Consider the following 15,265-nt stretch of genomic DNA (forward strand, 5'->3'; position numbering starts at 1 on the left):
TTAAAAATACTTAACCGGATTTGTATTTACTTCAGATAATAAGATGCTGCCTGTTGGAAAGGCAGGTGCAAAATTAGGTAATTTTTCCATAAGAAAATCAACTATGTAATTTTTTGTAAAACGCTCGCTTTCATAATGCCCGATATCGAGCAAAAGCAGCTTTCCTTCCGCTTCATAAAACTGATGGTATTTTAGGTCAGATGTCACAAAAGCGTCGGCACCTGCGGCAATCGCGGCCTTGATCGCAAAACTTCCGGATCCGCCAAGGACAGCGACTTTGCGAATGATTTTATCCGGGATTTCCGAGTGCCTTATACCTTCGGCCTGCATCTTATCTTTGACCAACTGCAAAAAATCCTGGCCGTTGCGTGCCGTTTCGAGCTCGCCTATCATACCCAAACCGATGTTCTGGTGTTCGTTTTTAAGGTCGTACACCTCATAAGCGACTTCTTCATAGATATGGGCTTCAGACAGCGCTTTAAGAATTTTGGATTGAAGCTGTTTTTCAAATGTCACTTCGATTCGGGTTTCATCTGCCGAAACGAATTCGCCCCGCTCACCGACTTTGGGGTTACTGACGGCATTTCCCTGATACGTTCCGGTACCGACAGAATTAAAACTACAGTTTTCATAATTCCCTATACTTCCGGCACCCGAGCTAAACAAAGCTTCACGAACGACATTTGCATTTTCTGGCGTCGTGTAAGTAACCAGTTTCCGGATGAAATTTTGTTTCGGCACAAGGATTTGAGGATTGATTATACCCAATGCATCACAGAAAATTTTGTTCACACCTTCTTTATGGTTGTCCAAAGCCGTGTGGACCGCATAAATGGCGATATCGTTTTTAATGGCTTTGATAATGGCACGCTGGACGTAATCCGAACCCGTAATCTTTTTAAGACCCGAAAAAAGTATCGGATGGAAACAAACCACGAGGTTGCAATCTTTGGCTATGGCTTCGTCAATAACCGATTCCAAGGCATCGTGACAGACCAAGACACCTTTTAAATCGTCGGCCAAATTACCTGTAAGCAAACCGACATTGTCAAAATCCTCAGCATAAGCAAGAGGCGCCATTTGTTCCAGCAAAGGCAGGAAATCCTTTATTTTCATTACGTCGACCACGGATTTAAGTTGTCTTTGATGAGCCAACCGGTTGGTGTTTTTTCCATAAGCAACACGCTTCCGCTGTTGTGTTCGATGCTTCGGTAAAAAACGATTTTCACCAGGGCGTGATTGCCGTTATCGTAAAAAAGCGGTTTGTAGATAATCATCAGGCGTTGGTTATTGAGGTTCAACCGGGCGCGCCTTTCCTGGTATTGCTCCAGGCTCAGACAATCGTTTATCTTGATTTTGAGATTGGTTTTATCTAATGCGAGGATGGTTTCGAGTTCCGTCGACCACGTTTCGGCCGTTACATCTTTGGCCACCGATTGCCGCAGTTGCTTAACCGTTTCCGCCGGTAATTTCATCGCATTTACCGTCTCGAAAATCTCTTCGTTATTGTTGGTCTTGTCGCAATAAAGGAACAAATATTGGCTTCCGCGGCCTTTGTAGACAGGCTTCTCATTTTTATAATTCTGATACAGGATTGCCGAAAGAATGCTTGCCTTATCTGTTTGCTGTGCAAAGAAAACCACAGGAAACAGCAGCAAAAAAGATATAAAACCCCATTTCATAAATTACAGACTTAAGCGGATTTCAAATATAATATTATATTTTAGTACCATGCTTCTACTGCGTAAAATACTATTCCCGTTTACGGCCATCTATCATTTTATCACAAGTCTGAGGAATTACTTTTACGATAAAGGTATTTTCAAATCGTACGCATTCCATGTTCCTGTAATTGTCGTTGGAAACCTCAGCACAGGCGGAACCGGAAAATCACCCATGGTAGAATACCTGATACGGCTGTTGCACAAACAATATAAGGTGGCGACATTGAGCCGCGGATATAAGCGGAAATCATCGGGTTTTGTTTTGGCGGATTCAGCTGCGACACCTGAAACACTTGGTGACGAGCCGTTCCAGTTCCATAGAAAATTCCCTGAAATTTCTGTTGCGGTAGATGCCGATCGCGTCAACGGGATCAATAAATTGCTCGAATCGGAACCAAAACCAGAAATAATAGTGCTCGATGATGCCTTTCAGCACAGGCGTGTGAAAGCCGGATTCTACATTCTTCTGACCGCTTTCAATGATTTGTACAAAGACGATTTTTTACTTCCGACAGGAAATTTGCGCGAAAGCCGCCGCGGCGCAAAACGGGCGAATGTGATTGTCGTGACCAAATGTCCGCCGGATTTGTCGATCCAAAAACAGAATGCCATCTGTATCAGACTAAACGTATCGGCAAAGCAAAAGGTGTTTTTTACATCAATTGGCTATGATGAAAAAGTGTATTCCGAAAAAGATGAATTGCTGGTTTCAGATATCGTTCAGGCACAAAAAGTCCTTGTGGCAGGAATTGCAAAGCCGCAACCCTTTTTCGATCATCTTAAAAATGCATCGGACACCATTCTGGAATTTAGCGATCATCATGATTTTTCAGATGCCGATGTGGCTAGAATACAATCGGCTTCCTCCGGAAAACCTATCGTCACGACCGAAAAAGATTACGTGAGGTTATCGCAAAAACTTATAAGCGATAATCTTTTCTACCTCCCAATAAAAAGCGAATTCCTCAGCGACAAGGAAATTTTCGATAAAAAAATACTGGATTTCGTAAAGGCTAATTCGACAGATTCTGTGCAATGACCCGATAAAAATCATTCGGGTCGAAAGGTTTCGTAATCACATCGTTCATTCCATAAGACAACAGCATCTCACGATTTTCATTGAGTGAAATAGCCGTAAGTGCAATGATTCTCGTATGCTGGTCGAATGTGCGAATCGTCTGGGTCGCGATGGTTCCATTGATTCCGGGCAAATGCACATCCATCAGGACGAGGTCATAATAGTTGTTCTTGACGGCCTCAATCGCATCTTCGCCATTGTCGATGATTTCCACAAGCATCAATTTGTTCTCGCACATTTTGGCCGTAATCATCTGGTTGATTTTGTTGTCCTCGATCAGCAATACCTTTTTATTGGTAAAGACAGATTCGTCATAATCTTCATCCTGCATGATCGGCTGGCCCGAGCTCACTTTGAAATGCAACGTAAAAAAGAAAGACGAACCTTGCCCGATGCGGCTTTCGAGTTCAATGTTTCCACCCAGGATATCTACAAGTTTCTTCACGATATTCAAGCCCAATCCAGTTCCGCCGTATTTTCGGTTGATCTCTATCGAACCCTGGGCGAAACTGTCGAAAATGGTTTCCTGTTTGTCTTCAGGTATACCAATTCCGGTATCGAGCACTTCAAACCGTATGATGCTCGTGCTATTTTCAAGCGCCAACTGGGAGACGATGACCCTGACTTCTCCGTTTTGCGTAAACTTCAACGCGTTGTTTATCAGGTTCATGAAAATCTGGGACAGCTTGGTCGGGTCGCCCACAAGAATATCCGGAATGGATGGATCAATCTCGATCGTGTACTTATTGTTGTTTTTGGTCGCGTGTTCCTTGAGCGAATTCTGGATGTTCTCGAGCAATAATTTCAGGTTGAAATTGATGTTTTCAGCAACCACGTTATTCGATTCAATTCGGTTGATCTCAAGGATTTCATTGATGAAGGTGAGCAGATAATTCCCTGAAAACTGAAGTGACGTCAGGTAATTGAGTTGGGATTTCTTAGGGTTTTCTTCTAGCAAAAGGTGGGTGATTCCGTTGATGGCGTTCAATGGCGTCCGCAATTCATGGCTTACCGTCGACAGGAATTCCGCGCGTGCTTTCGAGGCTTTTTCCGCTTTATCCTTGGCAATCTGAAGCTCCTTGTTTTTGTCTTTCAGGATCGTGTTGGATTGGTTCCGTATGATATTGTTCTTATACAAAGACAGGCTCAACAAAGACAAAATCGAAATCAGCGCAATCGCCAGGATCGTAATCAATTTGGCGAATTTATTGGCTTTTTCCTTTTCCCGGTTCTCTTTGTCGAGTTGTTCAATCGTTTTCAAACGTTCACCTTCCTTGAACTTCGCATAATCCTCGGCACCGAGCTTTTGCTTGTTACGCACCTGGTTCGCCGTGTAAAGTTCAATGTGTTTTTTGAGATAATCGTGTGATTTCTTAAGGTCGCCGATATCTTCATAAGCTACACTGAGTGCTTTGAAAATGCGCGCCCGCAACTCAAGATTCGACGCGTGTTGCAGGTTTTGGCTCAGCGACTGGTTCAGGTAATTGAGTGCCAACGTGCTTCGCCTGTTCTCGCTTTCGATAGTTCCGAGTTGGTATAAGGCTTCCGGCTTGATCTTGATGTCGTCTTCTTTGTCAGGGGTTGAAATAAGCCTGCTAAATAATTCCACAGCTTCTTTGTTCTTCCCTTTCGCCCTGTAAACGATACCTTTCTGCAAATTCAAAAGATCAATGGCATCCGGAATCTGGAGGCTTTGGTAAATGGTCTTGGCTTTATCGAAGGTATTTTCGGCTTCGGTATAATTCTCCTTTTCCATATAGCAAAGCCCTAAATTATAGTAGGCATAGGCTTGTTGAGAAGAAGGCTTTAAGGTATTGAACAAGGCAATGCTTCGGGTGAGCATTTCTGTGGCATCGTTGTATTTTTCGACTTCTATATAAAGGATTCCGAGCGATAAAGATGCTTCCGCCTCTGCTTTGGCGTCTTTATTCCGGTGTGCAAAATCGATTGCCTTTTGGGTATAAAAAAGCGAATTTGCGTAGTTGTTGATTTTGGAATTGAACTGGGCCAATTCAATGAAGTATGCCGTACTGTCAACAGGTTTATTGGCGTTGTTCTGGGCCGATCCTGAAAGGCAATATAAAAAGCATAGCAATGCCAGTAGCAATCTGTTCATGCAGTATTTGTTCCGATTCCGGGTTAAAAGTAGGTAAATTATTTGGGAAACACGATGGGAATCAGGTCGATAATACGAGAAGAATATCCCATTTCATTATCGTACCAGCCCACGACCTTGACCATTTTGCCAATTACCGAAGTCAATTGGGAATCAAAAAGGCACGAATTCCGGTTTCCGATGATATCAACGGATACAATGGGATCTTTCGTATAGGCCAATATTCCTTTAAGCTCATTTTGTGACGCGCGGTGGAATTCTGCATTCAAATCTTCGATACTTACTTCATGGCGCACATAGGCCGTAATATCTGTTAGCGAACCATCAGGGACAGGAACACGTATGCCGCCGCCGCCGATTTTTCCGTCGAGTTCAGGAAAAATCCGCGTCAATGCTTTTGCAGCTCCGGTAGTTGTCGGGACAATAGATTGCGAAGCGGCACGCGCCCGACGCAAATCTTTATGAGGCTGGTCGTGAAGGCTTTGATCTGTCGTGTAGGAATGGACGGTTGTAATATAGGCTTGTTCAATTCCGCACAGGTCATCGATTATCTTGAGCATCGGTGCTGCGTTGTTGGTCGTGCAGCTTGCATTTGAAACGATGGGCTCAGACCCGTCGAGAATGGACTCGTTGACTCCGAGAACGACGGTTTTAATCTTATCTGTTTCAGATGGCGCCGACAGAATCACCTTCTTCGCCCCTGCTTCAATGTGCCCGTAAATTTCGTCGTACGTCTTATATTTTCCAGTCGATTCGACCAATACATCAACATCAAGTGATTTCCAGTCGAGCTTATCGGTAGTCCTTTCGTGGAAAAACGGATAGTGTTTGCCGTTGACGATGATTCCGGTTTCATCTGATGAACATTCTTTATCGAGAATACCGTGAATGCTGTCGTATTTGAGCAGATGCGCCATGGTCGTTGCATCGGCTATATCGTTTATGGCAACGACTTCAATTGTAGGTTGGTCGAGCAATAACCGGAACAGCGTTCTTCCGATGCGCCCGAATCCATTAATGGCAATTCTGGTCAATTCAATTAATAATTAACAATGAATAATTAACAATTACCTGTATTTAAAACGGAGCGTCTAAGAGGCAAGCCGTGTCAAAGAAAGAAGTAAGCGTCAAAGGATATGCTTTTCCGCGTGATACGAACTTCTCACCAATGCGCCACTTTCGACGTGACGGAAGCCCATTTCTTTCCCTATTTCTTCGTACTTCTTGAATTGCTCAGGCGTGATGAATTCTTTTACGGGCAGGTGTTTTTTTGAAGGTTGCAGATATTGGCCGATGGTCACGATATCTACATTGGCGTCGCGCAATTCACGCATCGTCTCTATCACTTCTTCTTCCAGTTCACCAAGGCCGAGCATGATGCCGGATTTTGTGCGACGGATTCCTTGTTGTTTTAAATAACGCAACACTTCAAGGCTTCGGTCGTATTTGGCCTGGATGCGGACTTCGCGCGTCAATCTGCGGACGGTTTCCATGTTATGCGACACCACTTCCGGATTGGCTTCCACGATCCTGTCGAGCATTCTCGTGTTTCCCTGGAAATCCGGGATCAGTGTTTCAAGCGTCGTGTTCGGGTTCATGCGGCGGATGGCCTGGACAGTTTCAAACCAAATAATTGAGCCCATGTCTTTTAAATCGTCACGATCAACACTCGTTACGACAGCATGCTTGATTTTCATGATCTTGATCGAACGTGCCACTTTTTCGGGTTCGTCCCAATCAACCGTTTCCGGACGACCTGTCTTTACACCACAAAACCCGCACGATCGTGTGCAAATATTACCTAATATCATGAACGTAGCCGTGCCTTCGCCCCAGCATTCACCCATATTCGGGCAACTTCCCGAGGTACATATCGTATTGAGTTTGTATTTGTCGACCAGGCCGCGCAACTCGGTGTAATTCTTACCGATCGGCAGCTTTACCTTAAGCCATTTAGGCTTGGCAATGGGTTGCGTAGATTCGAGGATGGTTTCCATGGGTGCAAAGATACGGACAATTCCAATTAATAAGAGCAATTGACTATATAGCAGATGAAATTCAATTGTTAATCATTACTTGTTACTTATTAATTTTCAGAACTTTTTATCGGTTGACTGTTCCTCTTCTTTTTTGTAATGTTCGTGAGGTTGGATCGGCTCGGGTTTCTTGTTCATCTTCATCTGGAAAATATCGACAAGTAAGGCAAACGCCATAGAAAAGTAAATATATCCTTTTGGAATCTCTAGGCCGAAACCTTCTGAAATCAGCGAAAACCCAATCAGCAATAAAAACGACAATGCCAGCATCTTGAACGCCGGATGCCTGTTGACGAAATTCGAAATCGGTTCGGCAGCAAAAAGCATCACGATTACGGTCACGATTACAGCCACATACATCACCCAGACTTCTTTTACCATTCCTATTGCCGTGATGATCGAGTCGACCGAAAAAACCATGTCCATAATGAGTATCTGAAATAAAACCTGCCCAAATGTCGAGGCAACCACATTTTTGGTCTGGTCGCCGGTTTCGCCTTCCATTTTGTGATAGATTTCCTTGGCGCTTTTATAGATGAGGAACAATCCGCCCGAAAGCAAGACCAAATCTTTACCGGAAAATCCGTTGCCGCCAATGGTGAACAAATCTTCGTCAAGCTTGAGTATGAACGATATGAGCAGCAACAGAACCAAACGCAAAACGCCGGCAAGGATCAACCCAAGCCGGCGTGCTTTTTTTTGTTGATCCTGTGGCAATTTCGCCGCGAGTATCGAAATGAATATGACGTTATCGATCCCCAAAACGGCTTCGAGTGCCACAAGGGAAATCAGGGAAATGATAATCTGGTAATCCATTACAGGTTGAATTGTTTCGGATTAAGATACTTTTTTCCGATGAAAAGCCCGTTAAGCCAATCGTTTTTAAAGATAATTTTAGCTTTTTACGGCCGACTCGGTTTCTTTGGCAAGCAATAATCCAAATGCAGCTTCACTCGGAGGTGGCAGTTGTGAATTCACGAAATTCCCGTTCGGATCGATCAGGATAAACCGCGGGATCGATTCCACGCTGTAGTTTTTCGAAAACAAATCATCGAGCCCGATATGCAGCTGCTTCACCGATTTTGACTTGGTTTTTGCCTGAAGGAACCACGCTCCTTTGTCCTTATCGACGCTGAGCGCCACAAAAACAATGTTCTTATTTTTCTTGCTGCTGATGGCCTTGGTCTCAAAAAACGGCGACTGCATGCGGCACGGGCCACACCATGTCGCCCACACGTCTATGGCAACGTATTTTCCTTTGAAATCTGAAAGCTTCACGGGTTTGCCATCAAGATCAGACGCAATGAAATCAGGAGCCGGATTACCTCTCGCAATGCGTTCCTGGGCCGTGTAAAAACTTGTGAGTAATGTTCCCAATTTGACATCTGCTATACCTTTTGAATAATCGGCCATCAAAGCGGCGCGTTCCGGACTGCCTGAAGCTTCCCTAAGCGACTGCTTCATTTTGGCAAATAACAGACGGTCTTTGAAAGCATCTGGCTTTAAAGCGGAAATCGCCTTGAGTTCACGTGTGTTTTTATCGGTGTCAGATGTATCTTTTGCCGTTAGTTCATGAATCAGGTATTGCATGTAGGAATCGTCGGCCAGCAAAGTCTGGTCTTTGAGCGGCATCTGTTTCTTGATTTCGGTAATTTCTTTCGGCTCTTTATCTTTTGCAGCCGCTGGAAAAACTACCTTTCGTTTGTCCATGTAGGCATTCCACAGATTGAGGTACCGCAAATGGATGCGTTTTTTATCGAGCGACAGGAAATCATCTTTAGGGATGTAGTTATCACGGGTTTTATTTCCGGCAGATTCGTCTATGGCTTCTTTCCATTCCGATGCTATCGTTTCGGCAACTTCACCCGGCTTATCCAGATATTCGTTGGATTGCGTCATCATGTATTCGGCCATGCTCCACGAAAATTCCCCTGGTGCTTTGGCCTGGTTTTCGGCCAGACGGGTTCCGGTAATCGTACTTTCCGTGTTGTTCGCGAACGATTTGACATCGAAATACAAACTGTCGTTTTGGGACATCACAAACTGAATTCCCGTACTCATATCGCCCTGGAAGTATAATTCATACGTTCCAAGCGGCATATTGCGATCCATGGAAAGCTTGAACTTTTTGTCATTTACGAGGCTTTTCCCCAAAGTATCTCCGGTAAACGGATCCATTAAAAAGGCAACGCGAAACTGCCTGTCCGATTCAATTTTGCCGTCGATGATGGTTTTGGGATACGCTTCGTATTGCAACGGCTTCAGCATAAAATACATTCCGACGGAAGCAATCGCGACTACGGCCAACGCAAAAACAGGACAGTTCTTTTTGAAAAACGCGGCCTTGAATGATTTGTACCGATACCATTGAAAACCGATGGCACAAAATACCAAACCCAATAAAACGGCGACCCATTCACTGTAAAGCATCACATGACCCAATTGGCTTCCAGGCGTAAAATCGCCCGTCTTTGCCATTATAGTAAACGGATTCCACTCCATCCGTATATTGAATCCGGCCAAAACAGACGAAAGCAGCAACCCGAAAAACCCAATGACAATAGACCAGATAAAACTCGGCACCAAAACCGCGATCAGGTATTGCACGGCCGAAAAGAACAATCCGACCACAAAAAGCCGGAGTGACAACTGCAAAATAAAGACAACCGGAACCGATAGTTCAGCTCCTTTTGACAGTTCCTTGAACAATGTGCCAATGGCGACCAGAGCACAACCCACAAGCAGGAAACTGAATATCGTGATCAGGTTGTGGATGAGGATAACTGAAAACTTCGAAAAGTAAATCGAAAACTTGTTCAACGGCTGTGTTTCCATCAATTGCCAACCGCCATATCTGTGATCGAGTTGGGCAATGCGGCTTACGCAGATGATGATGGCCAACGGATAGAAAAATCCGGTGAACGCAGGTGAAAATTCCGAGATGAATTTTTCGAACAGATTGAACGGAAACGTATTTTGGGTATTTAGCGGCGGATTGAAAAACAAGGCAATAAATCCTATTATGGGAGCTATCGCCCCAAAAATCAACCCTAACACATAAATTCCGGTTCCTTTTTTCTTGATGTGTTCTGCTTTGAATGCAGTGACGAAATTCTGAAATGCTCCCATTAGTCGATTTTTCCTGATGTTAGTTCCATAAACCATTCTTCAAGCCCATCCTGGATTTTGACTTCGTAAAGCTTTGCTCCTTCAGACAGTAGTTTCTGCATAAAACCGGGAATGGAATCTTTATCCGGAAGCAGCAGTGAGAGTTTATCGGCAGAAATCATTTCGACTTCTGAATAAGTCCCGGAAAGTTTGTCTTTCCATACAGCCGCATCTGAAAGCGTCAAGGATACGCGGCATTTGCTGAATTGGGACGATAATTGCGCCATAGATCCTTCAAACCGCAACTTCCCTTTTGCGATGATCCCAATATGCGTACACATTTTTTCGATTTCGCTGAGCAAATGGCTCGACACAAAAATACTGACGCCGTGTTCCTGGTTCAGCTTGACCAAAAGCATTCGTATTTCTACAATTCCGGCCGGATCGAGTCCGTTTACGGGTTCGTCGAGCAGCAGTAATTCCGGTTCGCTGAGCAATGCCATCGCGATTGCCAGACGCTGTTTCATTCCAAGTGAATAGGCTTTTGCCTTTCGGTTCCGCGCATCGTACAATTCAACAATTTTGAGGATTTCGTCGATGCGGCTTTCTGAAATGCCTTTGATTCTGGCAATGTATTTCAGGTTGTCTTTTCCGGACAGATGCAGGTATAAAGCCGGGCTTTCGACCAATGCACCGATTCGCGAAAACATATCAGGCATTTGCTCGTTGATGAGTTTTCCGAATAGCGATATGGCATTGGAGTCGTCGGGGATAATTCCGGTAAGCAGTCGCATGGTTGTGGATTTTCCGGCTCCGTTCGGGCCAAGAAAGCCGTAAATGCTGCCTTTTGGGACATTGAGGTTCAAATTCTCAATCGCAGGGCGCTTTTTCGAATACCGAAAATTGAGCCCCGAAGTCTGGATGATGTTTTCGGGCATTTTGTATGTTTGGTTCGGTTCTAAAGATAACGATAAACCATAGTATCAATTGCCGGATTTTACGTTCTTTGCAAAAAAAAGCAATGGACGTTAAAGACAGCAACGGTGCAATTTTAAAGGACGGCGATTCAGTGACAGTCATTAAAGATCTCAAAGTGCGCGGATCGTCAGATGTGATCAAACGCGGGACAAAAGTCACCAACATAAAATTGACCGATGATCCTGCTGAAATAGATTGCCGTGTCAATAAAACCGCTATGGTATTGCGGACGGAATTTGTCAGGAAAGCATAATGGTTAACGATTGACAGATAATGGTTAACAGTTTAATTATTTGCAGGAAAAATGACTCTGAACTTATCGATCAAATAAAAAATCCAGCCCGTCGTGAGCTGGATTTCTTATTAATAATTTTGGGATTCTTATCGTATTTGAACCGAAATAGGAAGCGTATAGGCTGTCCGTACTTTTTGTCCTTTGTAAATTCCCGGCTCCCATTTGACGCGCATGGTTTTTAGAACACGGATGGCTTCTTTATCCAATCCGTAACCGGGATTATTCAGGGCTTTGATGTCGGTGATTGAACCATCTTTCTCAACCACAAACTGAACCATTACCCGCATGACCTGGCCAGATCTGTCGTCCATTTCCGGCGTATGGAAATTATCGCGGACTTTTTCGTAGAACTTCCCAAGGCCGCCAGGGAATTGTGGTTGACGATCTAAGAGAACAGATGCCACTTTACCATCCACGCCAATTGCAGGATCAAGACCGGGTTTTTCAGTTCCCGGGCTAGCAGTTCCGTTAATCCCTGTTTCCGGATTCTTTGCTTCTGTGCCATTTTCAGAGCCTTCCGGGTTCGCTTTTGGTTTTTCGGCTTCTTTGTTGGTTTGTATATCGACAGGTTTTTCAGTCGGCTTTACAATTTCAGGATTTTTTAGCTTTTCTTTTGGAATTTCTTCATCTGTTCGCTCCACCTTTTTTGACGGAGGTACTACATTTGGTTTCGGCTTTTCGACTGGAAATCTGTAGGATGAAACAACGATAGTATCACGGGTTGCCCCTGTGCCATCATTTTCAGGCGGAACAGATTTGAATGAACTCAAAAGCGACAGAAGAACGACGGCAATTCCAATTCCTCCGGAACCGAGGAACAGTGCAATTAAAGTGGTCTTTCCGTTTTCCTGCCGCAACTGATAGGCTCCATACGCTTGATTGCGGCCTTCAAAAACAAGGTCGATCCACTTTTTCTCAAAAATACTGATGTTTGACATGATACAGGTTTTAAATTGGTTAAGTAGCTGTGTTACATGTTCGAAATCGATTTAGGTTAACAACTATATTATGGTGCATAAAATTGTGTTGAAGTACACATTTTTTATTGATGCTTCTTTTGGGGAAAAGGTTGGGACGGAATTGAATTTTAACAGATTTATTTCAAACGGAAAAAGATAAAATTTTTAGAAAATCAGGTTGGTTCGGAATAGCCGCTCGCGTTTGCTTCGCCAGTTCGCTATCGCTCGTGTGGGATTGAGACATTTTTGTCTGAGCTCTTTTTGCGCTGATGAAAGTTAAAAGGCTGTAGATATTTTTACAAGAAGTAGAAAATGACCGGATGCAAAAAAGCGAGTGCCAACAAGCCCGGCGGCAGCCAGACATAAGTTCCTTTTAGCAGAAAGGTTAAGGCCGACACAACGCCCTACTTCTTACTCTCAATAACCTCAGCCAGCAGTTTCTTGGCCCGAAGCAACTTAACTTTAACGTTCGTAAGTGGTTCACCCAGCACATCGGCGATTTCCTGATAACTGAGTTCCTGGAAATAACGAAGCTGGATGACTTCCTGGTAATGCGGTTTGAGCTGCTTGATGCAATGCAGCAGGTTGGAAAGATTTTCGCTGCGGATGAGTTGATCCTCGGCCGATGGTTCTGTATCAGCCACGTCATAAGCCGGATTGTCGTCGTCATTACCAATGTCAAGAAAATGGGCTTTGCGTTTGCGCAGCATGTCGATATGGACATTCTTGGCAATGGCGATGAGCCAGGTATTGAATTGGAATTCCGGATTGTAGGTTGAAATTTTGTCGAAGGCTTTCGCGAAGGTTTCAATGACGATATCTTCGGTATCAGCTTCGTTTTCGGTGCGCTTGATCATAAAGCCGTACACCTCGTTCCAGTAATAATTCAGCACATACGTAAAGGCCGGCTGGTCACCTGTTTTTGCCTTTTCGATGTACTCACCTATTTCCAATGCACTGGTTTTGAGAAAATATTACTGATAAAGATATTCAATTGTGCCCAAATTAGGACGATTTCCATAATCGGGAAAAAGTAGATCGTGTCTTTTTCTTTGAGTTTGCCCGCAGCTAATCCGATGGTCAGCCAAGTGAAAAGATATCGGAAAGCAATTATCGAAACTACGATAATCCATTGAAACTGGAACGCCAGCAAAACAGCGAACAACGGAAAGAAAGATAATTGAACGGTATAAAACAACCCGAGTTGGAATTTGTCGAATGATTTATAGTGCTTGGCAGTTGAGACATGCCGACGCTTTTGACGGAACCATTCTTTCCAGGTTTTCTTGGGTTCGGAATAGGTAACACCTTCTTTGGCCCAGCAAATCGCGGTATTTGCAGCGGTTGCCGCCTGGTTGATAAACAAGTCGTCATCGCCCGAACGTATTTTCATATGGTCGATGAATCCGTTGACATTAAAGAATTCCTCCTTTTTATACGCGAGGTTTCTCCCTACGCCCATGTAAGGTTTCCCGATTTTAGCCCATGAAAAATATTGGACTGCTGTAAGCAATGTCTCGAAACGTATCAGTTTATTGAGAAATCCAGGCAGTTTATCGTAAGCCCCATAACCCAGGACAATGGTTTTCGTCTGCGTAAAATGAGATGTCATTTCCATGATCCATTGGTTCGACTGCGGACGGCAATCGGCATCGGTAAACAATAAATATGGTTTTTTTGCGGCTTTGATTCCAAGCGTCATAGCGAATTTCTTATTTCCCCAGAACGCTTCGTTGTTCTCGACTTTTACAAGCCTGACGTTTGCATATTGCTTTTCGAATTCTTCGAATAAATCCAGTGTCCCATCGCTCGAAGCATCATCAATCAATACAATTTCAAAATCGGGATAATCCTGGGTGGCCAGCATCGGCACGAATTCCCGAACGTGGTCTTCTTCATTTTTGGCACATACGATCACTGAAACCGGGATGCGTTTAGGCGTACTTTTCTGGGGCTTTGCATAGGCGAATTTTCCAAAAATCAACACGTAATAAATGAGTTGGATAAAAACGACGGCAATGAAAACGCAGAGTAAAATTAACAACATAGGGATGGGTTGGAAATGGGTGCAAAGATAATCAGCAATTAATAATGAATAATTAATAGTTAATAATTAATAATTTTTTAGGCGTGTCCTGAAGGCCGGGCTGGAGGCAGTCACTTTTTGGAAAGCTAAAGGAGCTTGCCAAAAGAGCTCCGACAATGCCACCATCCCTCACGCACGCGAAGTAACTTTTGGGTAAAATAATCTGATTTATCGCGAGACAAATACAGTCAGAAAAAAAATCCAAAAAATTTGCCCATTCAAAACAAATTTACATACTTTGCAATTCAAAGTACTTTAATATGGAAAACAATCAGTACCTCGACGACCTCAAAGACATCAGACGCATGATGAACCAGAGTACGCAATTCCTTTCCCTAAGCGGATTGGCAGGCATACTTGCAGGCTGCTACTCTTTGATTGGTGCCTTTGTCGCCAAACAAATCCTCAATGAACACCGCGGTTATTACGTCACGCTGGAAAGCACCACATTCCGTAATATCGTACTTATCGCACTTGGTGTACTTGTCCTTTCCATCGTCACAGCCATGGCACTGACTTTTTCCAAAGCCAAAAAGAATAACGAAAGTTTCTGGAACACATCCTCTAAACGATTGTTGCTCAACTTCCTGATTCCGCTTGGAACCGGAGGCATTTTTTGCCTGTTGTTACTACGGCACCAGGTGTACGGTTTGATTGCACCAGTTACGCTGATCTTTTATGGCCTGGCCTGCGTGAATGCCAGTAAATATACCATGGGAGATGTTCGCTATCTTGGCCTCAGCATTACTATTTTGGGTCTCATCTGCACCGAATTTTCAGGTTACGGTTTATACTTTTGGGCACTGGGCTTTGGTGTATGCCATATCATTTACGGAAGCATCATGTATTATAAATATGATCTTAAGAGAGCTAATAATTAATAAT

14 protein-coding genes are annotated in these 15,265 nt (G+C 43.8%); 3 read left to right on the plus strand and 11 right to left on the minus strand.

Annotated elements, in window-relative coordinates; translation table 11 throughout:
* Nucleotides 1-1,116, minus strand: a complete 1,116-nt coding sequence (locus G6047_RS15150; RefSeq protein WP_169528469.1) for a Nif3-like dinuclear metal center hexameric protein — start codon at nt 1,114-1,116, stop codon at nt 1-3.
* On the minus strand, nt 1,116-1,682 hold the full coding sequence (locus G6047_RS15155) for a hypothetical protein (protein WP_169528470.1): 567 nt from the start codon (nt 1,680-1,682) through the stop codon (nt 1,116-1,118). Before G6047_RS15155 ends, G6047_RS15150 begins: the two co-directional genes overlap by 1 nt.
* 49 nt (nt 1,683-1,731) lie before the next feature.
* On the opposite strand from G6047_RS15155, the gene lpxK reads away from it, so the two are divergent.
* On the plus strand, nt 1,732-2,763 hold the full coding sequence (gene lpxK / locus G6047_RS15160) for a tetraacyldisaccharide 4'-kinase (protein WP_169528471.1): 1,032 nt from the start codon (nt 1,732-1,734) through the stop codon (nt 2,761-2,763).
* Here the strand turns inward: lpxK and G6047_RS15165 are convergent.
* The 6 genes from G6047_RS15165 to G6047_RS15190 form a co-directional block, all read right to left on the minus strand.
* The gene (locus G6047_RS15165) at nt 2,738-4,918 is read right to left on the minus strand and encodes a tetratricopeptide repeat-containing hybrid sensor histidine kinase/response regulator (protein ID WP_169528472.1); all 2,181 of its coding nucleotides are present in this window, start codon (nt 4,916-4,918) and stop codon (nt 2,738-2,740) included. The genes lpxK and G6047_RS15165 overlap by 26 nt on opposite strands.
* A gap of 38 nt (nt 4,919-4,956) precedes the next feature.
* Nucleotides 4,957-5,958, minus strand: a complete 1,002-nt coding sequence (gene gap, locus G6047_RS15170) for a type I glyceraldehyde-3-phosphate dehydrogenase (RefSeq protein ID WP_169528765.1) — start codon at nt 5,956-5,958, stop codon at nt 4,957-4,959.
* Between the two features lie 87 nt (nt 5,959-6,045).
* Nucleotides 6,046-6,915: a lipoyl synthase gene (gene lipA, locus G6047_RS15175; protein ID WP_169528473.1), complete on the minus strand. Its 870-nt coding sequence runs from the start codon at nt 6,913-6,915 to the stop codon at nt 6,046-6,048.
* Between the two features lie 96 nt (nt 6,916-7,011).
* Entirely contained in the window at nt 7,012-7,770 is a 759-nt protein-coding gene (locus G6047_RS15180) for a TerC family protein (protein ID WP_169528474.1), read from the minus strand.
* A 78-nt stretch (nt 7,771-7,848) separates the two neighbouring features.
* Nucleotides 7,849-10,083, minus strand: a complete 2,235-nt coding sequence (locus G6047_RS15185; protein ID WP_169528475.1) for a redoxin family protein — start codon at nt 10,081-10,083, stop codon at nt 7,849-7,851.
* The gene (locus G6047_RS15190) at nt 10,083-11,000 is read right to left on the minus strand and encodes an ATP-binding cassette domain-containing protein (RefSeq protein ID WP_169528476.1); all 918 of its coding nucleotides are present in this window, start codon (nt 10,998-11,000) and stop codon (nt 10,083-10,085) included. The genes G6047_RS15185 and G6047_RS15190 overlap by 1 nt, the downstream gene beginning before the upstream one ends.
* Nucleotides 11,001-11,083: 83 nt before the next feature.
* On the opposite strand from G6047_RS15190, the gene G6047_RS15195 reads away from it, so the two are divergent.
* Entirely contained in the window at nt 11,084-11,293 is a 210-nt protein-coding gene (locus G6047_RS15195; protein WP_169528477.1) for a zinc ribbon domain-containing protein YjdM, read from the plus strand.
* Between the two features lie 128 nt (nt 11,294-11,421).
* On the opposite strand, the gene G6047_RS15200 is transcribed toward G6047_RS15195, so the two are convergent.
* The 3 genes from G6047_RS15200 to G6047_RS15210 all read right to left on the minus strand — a co-directional run bounded on the left by G6047_RS15200 (nt 11,422) and on the right by G6047_RS15210 (nt 14,341).
* Entirely contained in the window at nt 11,422-12,273 is an 852-nt protein-coding gene (locus G6047_RS15200) for an energy transducer TonB (protein ID WP_169528478.1), read from the minus strand.
* Between the two features lie 425 nt (nt 12,274-12,698).
* Nucleotides 12,699-13,247, minus strand: a complete 549-nt coding sequence (locus G6047_RS15205; protein ID WP_169528479.1) for an RNA polymerase sigma factor — start codon at nt 13,245-13,247, stop codon at nt 12,699-12,701.
* Nucleotides 13,238-14,341, minus strand: coding sequence for a glycosyltransferase (locus G6047_RS15210; RefSeq protein ID WP_169528480.1), 1,104 nt, complete (start codon nt 14,339-14,341; stop codon nt 13,238-13,240). Before G6047_RS15210 ends, G6047_RS15205 begins: the two co-directional genes overlap by 10 nt.
* 299 nt (nt 14,342-14,640) lie before the next feature.
* Between G6047_RS15210 and G6047_RS15215 the strand changes: the two genes are divergently transcribed.
* A complete protein-coding gene (locus G6047_RS15215; protein ID WP_169528481.1) occupies nt 14,641-15,261 on the plus strand; it encodes a hypothetical protein in 621 nt (206 codons plus the stop codon).
* The last annotated feature ends 4 nt before the right edge of the window (nt 15,262-15,265 follow it).

Source organism: Flavobacterium silvaticum, from assembly GCF_012911565.1.
Taxonomy (GTDB): domain Bacteria; phylum Bacteroidota; class Bacteroidia; order Flavobacteriales; family Flavobacteriaceae; genus Flavobacterium; species Flavobacterium silvaticum.

What these genes read in the sequence shown, in the direction of transcription:
- G6047_RS15190 (WP_169528476.1), bottom strand. Translation starts at nt 11,000, where the DNA reads ATGCCCGAAAACATCATCCAGACTTCGGGGCTCAATTTTCGGTATTCG.
- lpxK (WP_169528471.1), top strand. Translation starts at nt 1,732, where the DNA reads ATGCTTCTACTGCGTAAAATACTATTCCCGTTTACGGCCATCTATCAT.
- G6047_RS15210 (WP_169528480.1), bottom strand. Translation starts at nt 14,341, where the DNA reads ATGTTGTTAATTTTACTCTGCGTTTTCATTGCCGTCGTTTTTATCCAA.
- G6047_RS15180 (WP_169528474.1), bottom strand. Translation starts at nt 7,770, where the DNA reads ATGGATTACCAGATTATCATTTCCCTGATTTCCCTTGTGGCACTCGAA.
- G6047_RS15150 (WP_169528469.1), bottom strand. Translation starts at nt 1,116, where the DNA reads ATGAAAATAAAGGATTTCCTGCCTTTGCTGGAACAAATGGCGCCTCTT.
- G6047_RS15200 (WP_169528478.1), bottom strand. Translation starts at nt 12,273, where the DNA reads ATGTCAAACATCAGTATTTTTGAGAAAAAGTGGATCGACCTTGTTTTT.
- G6047_RS15165 (WP_169528472.1), bottom strand. Translation starts at nt 4,918, where the DNA reads ATGAACAGATTGCTACTGGCATTGCTATGCTTTTTATATTGCCTTTCA.
- G6047_RS15215 (WP_169528481.1), top strand. Translation starts at nt 14,641, where the DNA reads ATGGAAAACAATCAGTACCTCGACGACCTCAAAGACATCAGACGCATG.
- G6047_RS15195 (WP_169528477.1), top strand. Translation starts at nt 11,084, where the DNA reads ATGGACGTTAAAGACAGCAACGGTGCAATTTTAAAGGACGGCGATTCA.
- lipA (WP_169528473.1), bottom strand. Translation starts at nt 6,915, where the DNA reads ATGGAAACCATCCTCGAATCTACGCAACCCATTGCCAAGCCTAAATGG.
- G6047_RS15185 (WP_169528475.1), bottom strand. Translation starts at nt 10,083, where the DNA reads ATGGGAGCATTTCAGAATTTCGTCACTGCATTCAAAGCAGAACACATC.
- G6047_RS15155 (WP_169528470.1), bottom strand. Translation starts at nt 1,682, where the DNA reads ATGAAATGGGGTTTTATATCTTTTTTGCTGCTGTTTCCTGTGGTTTTC.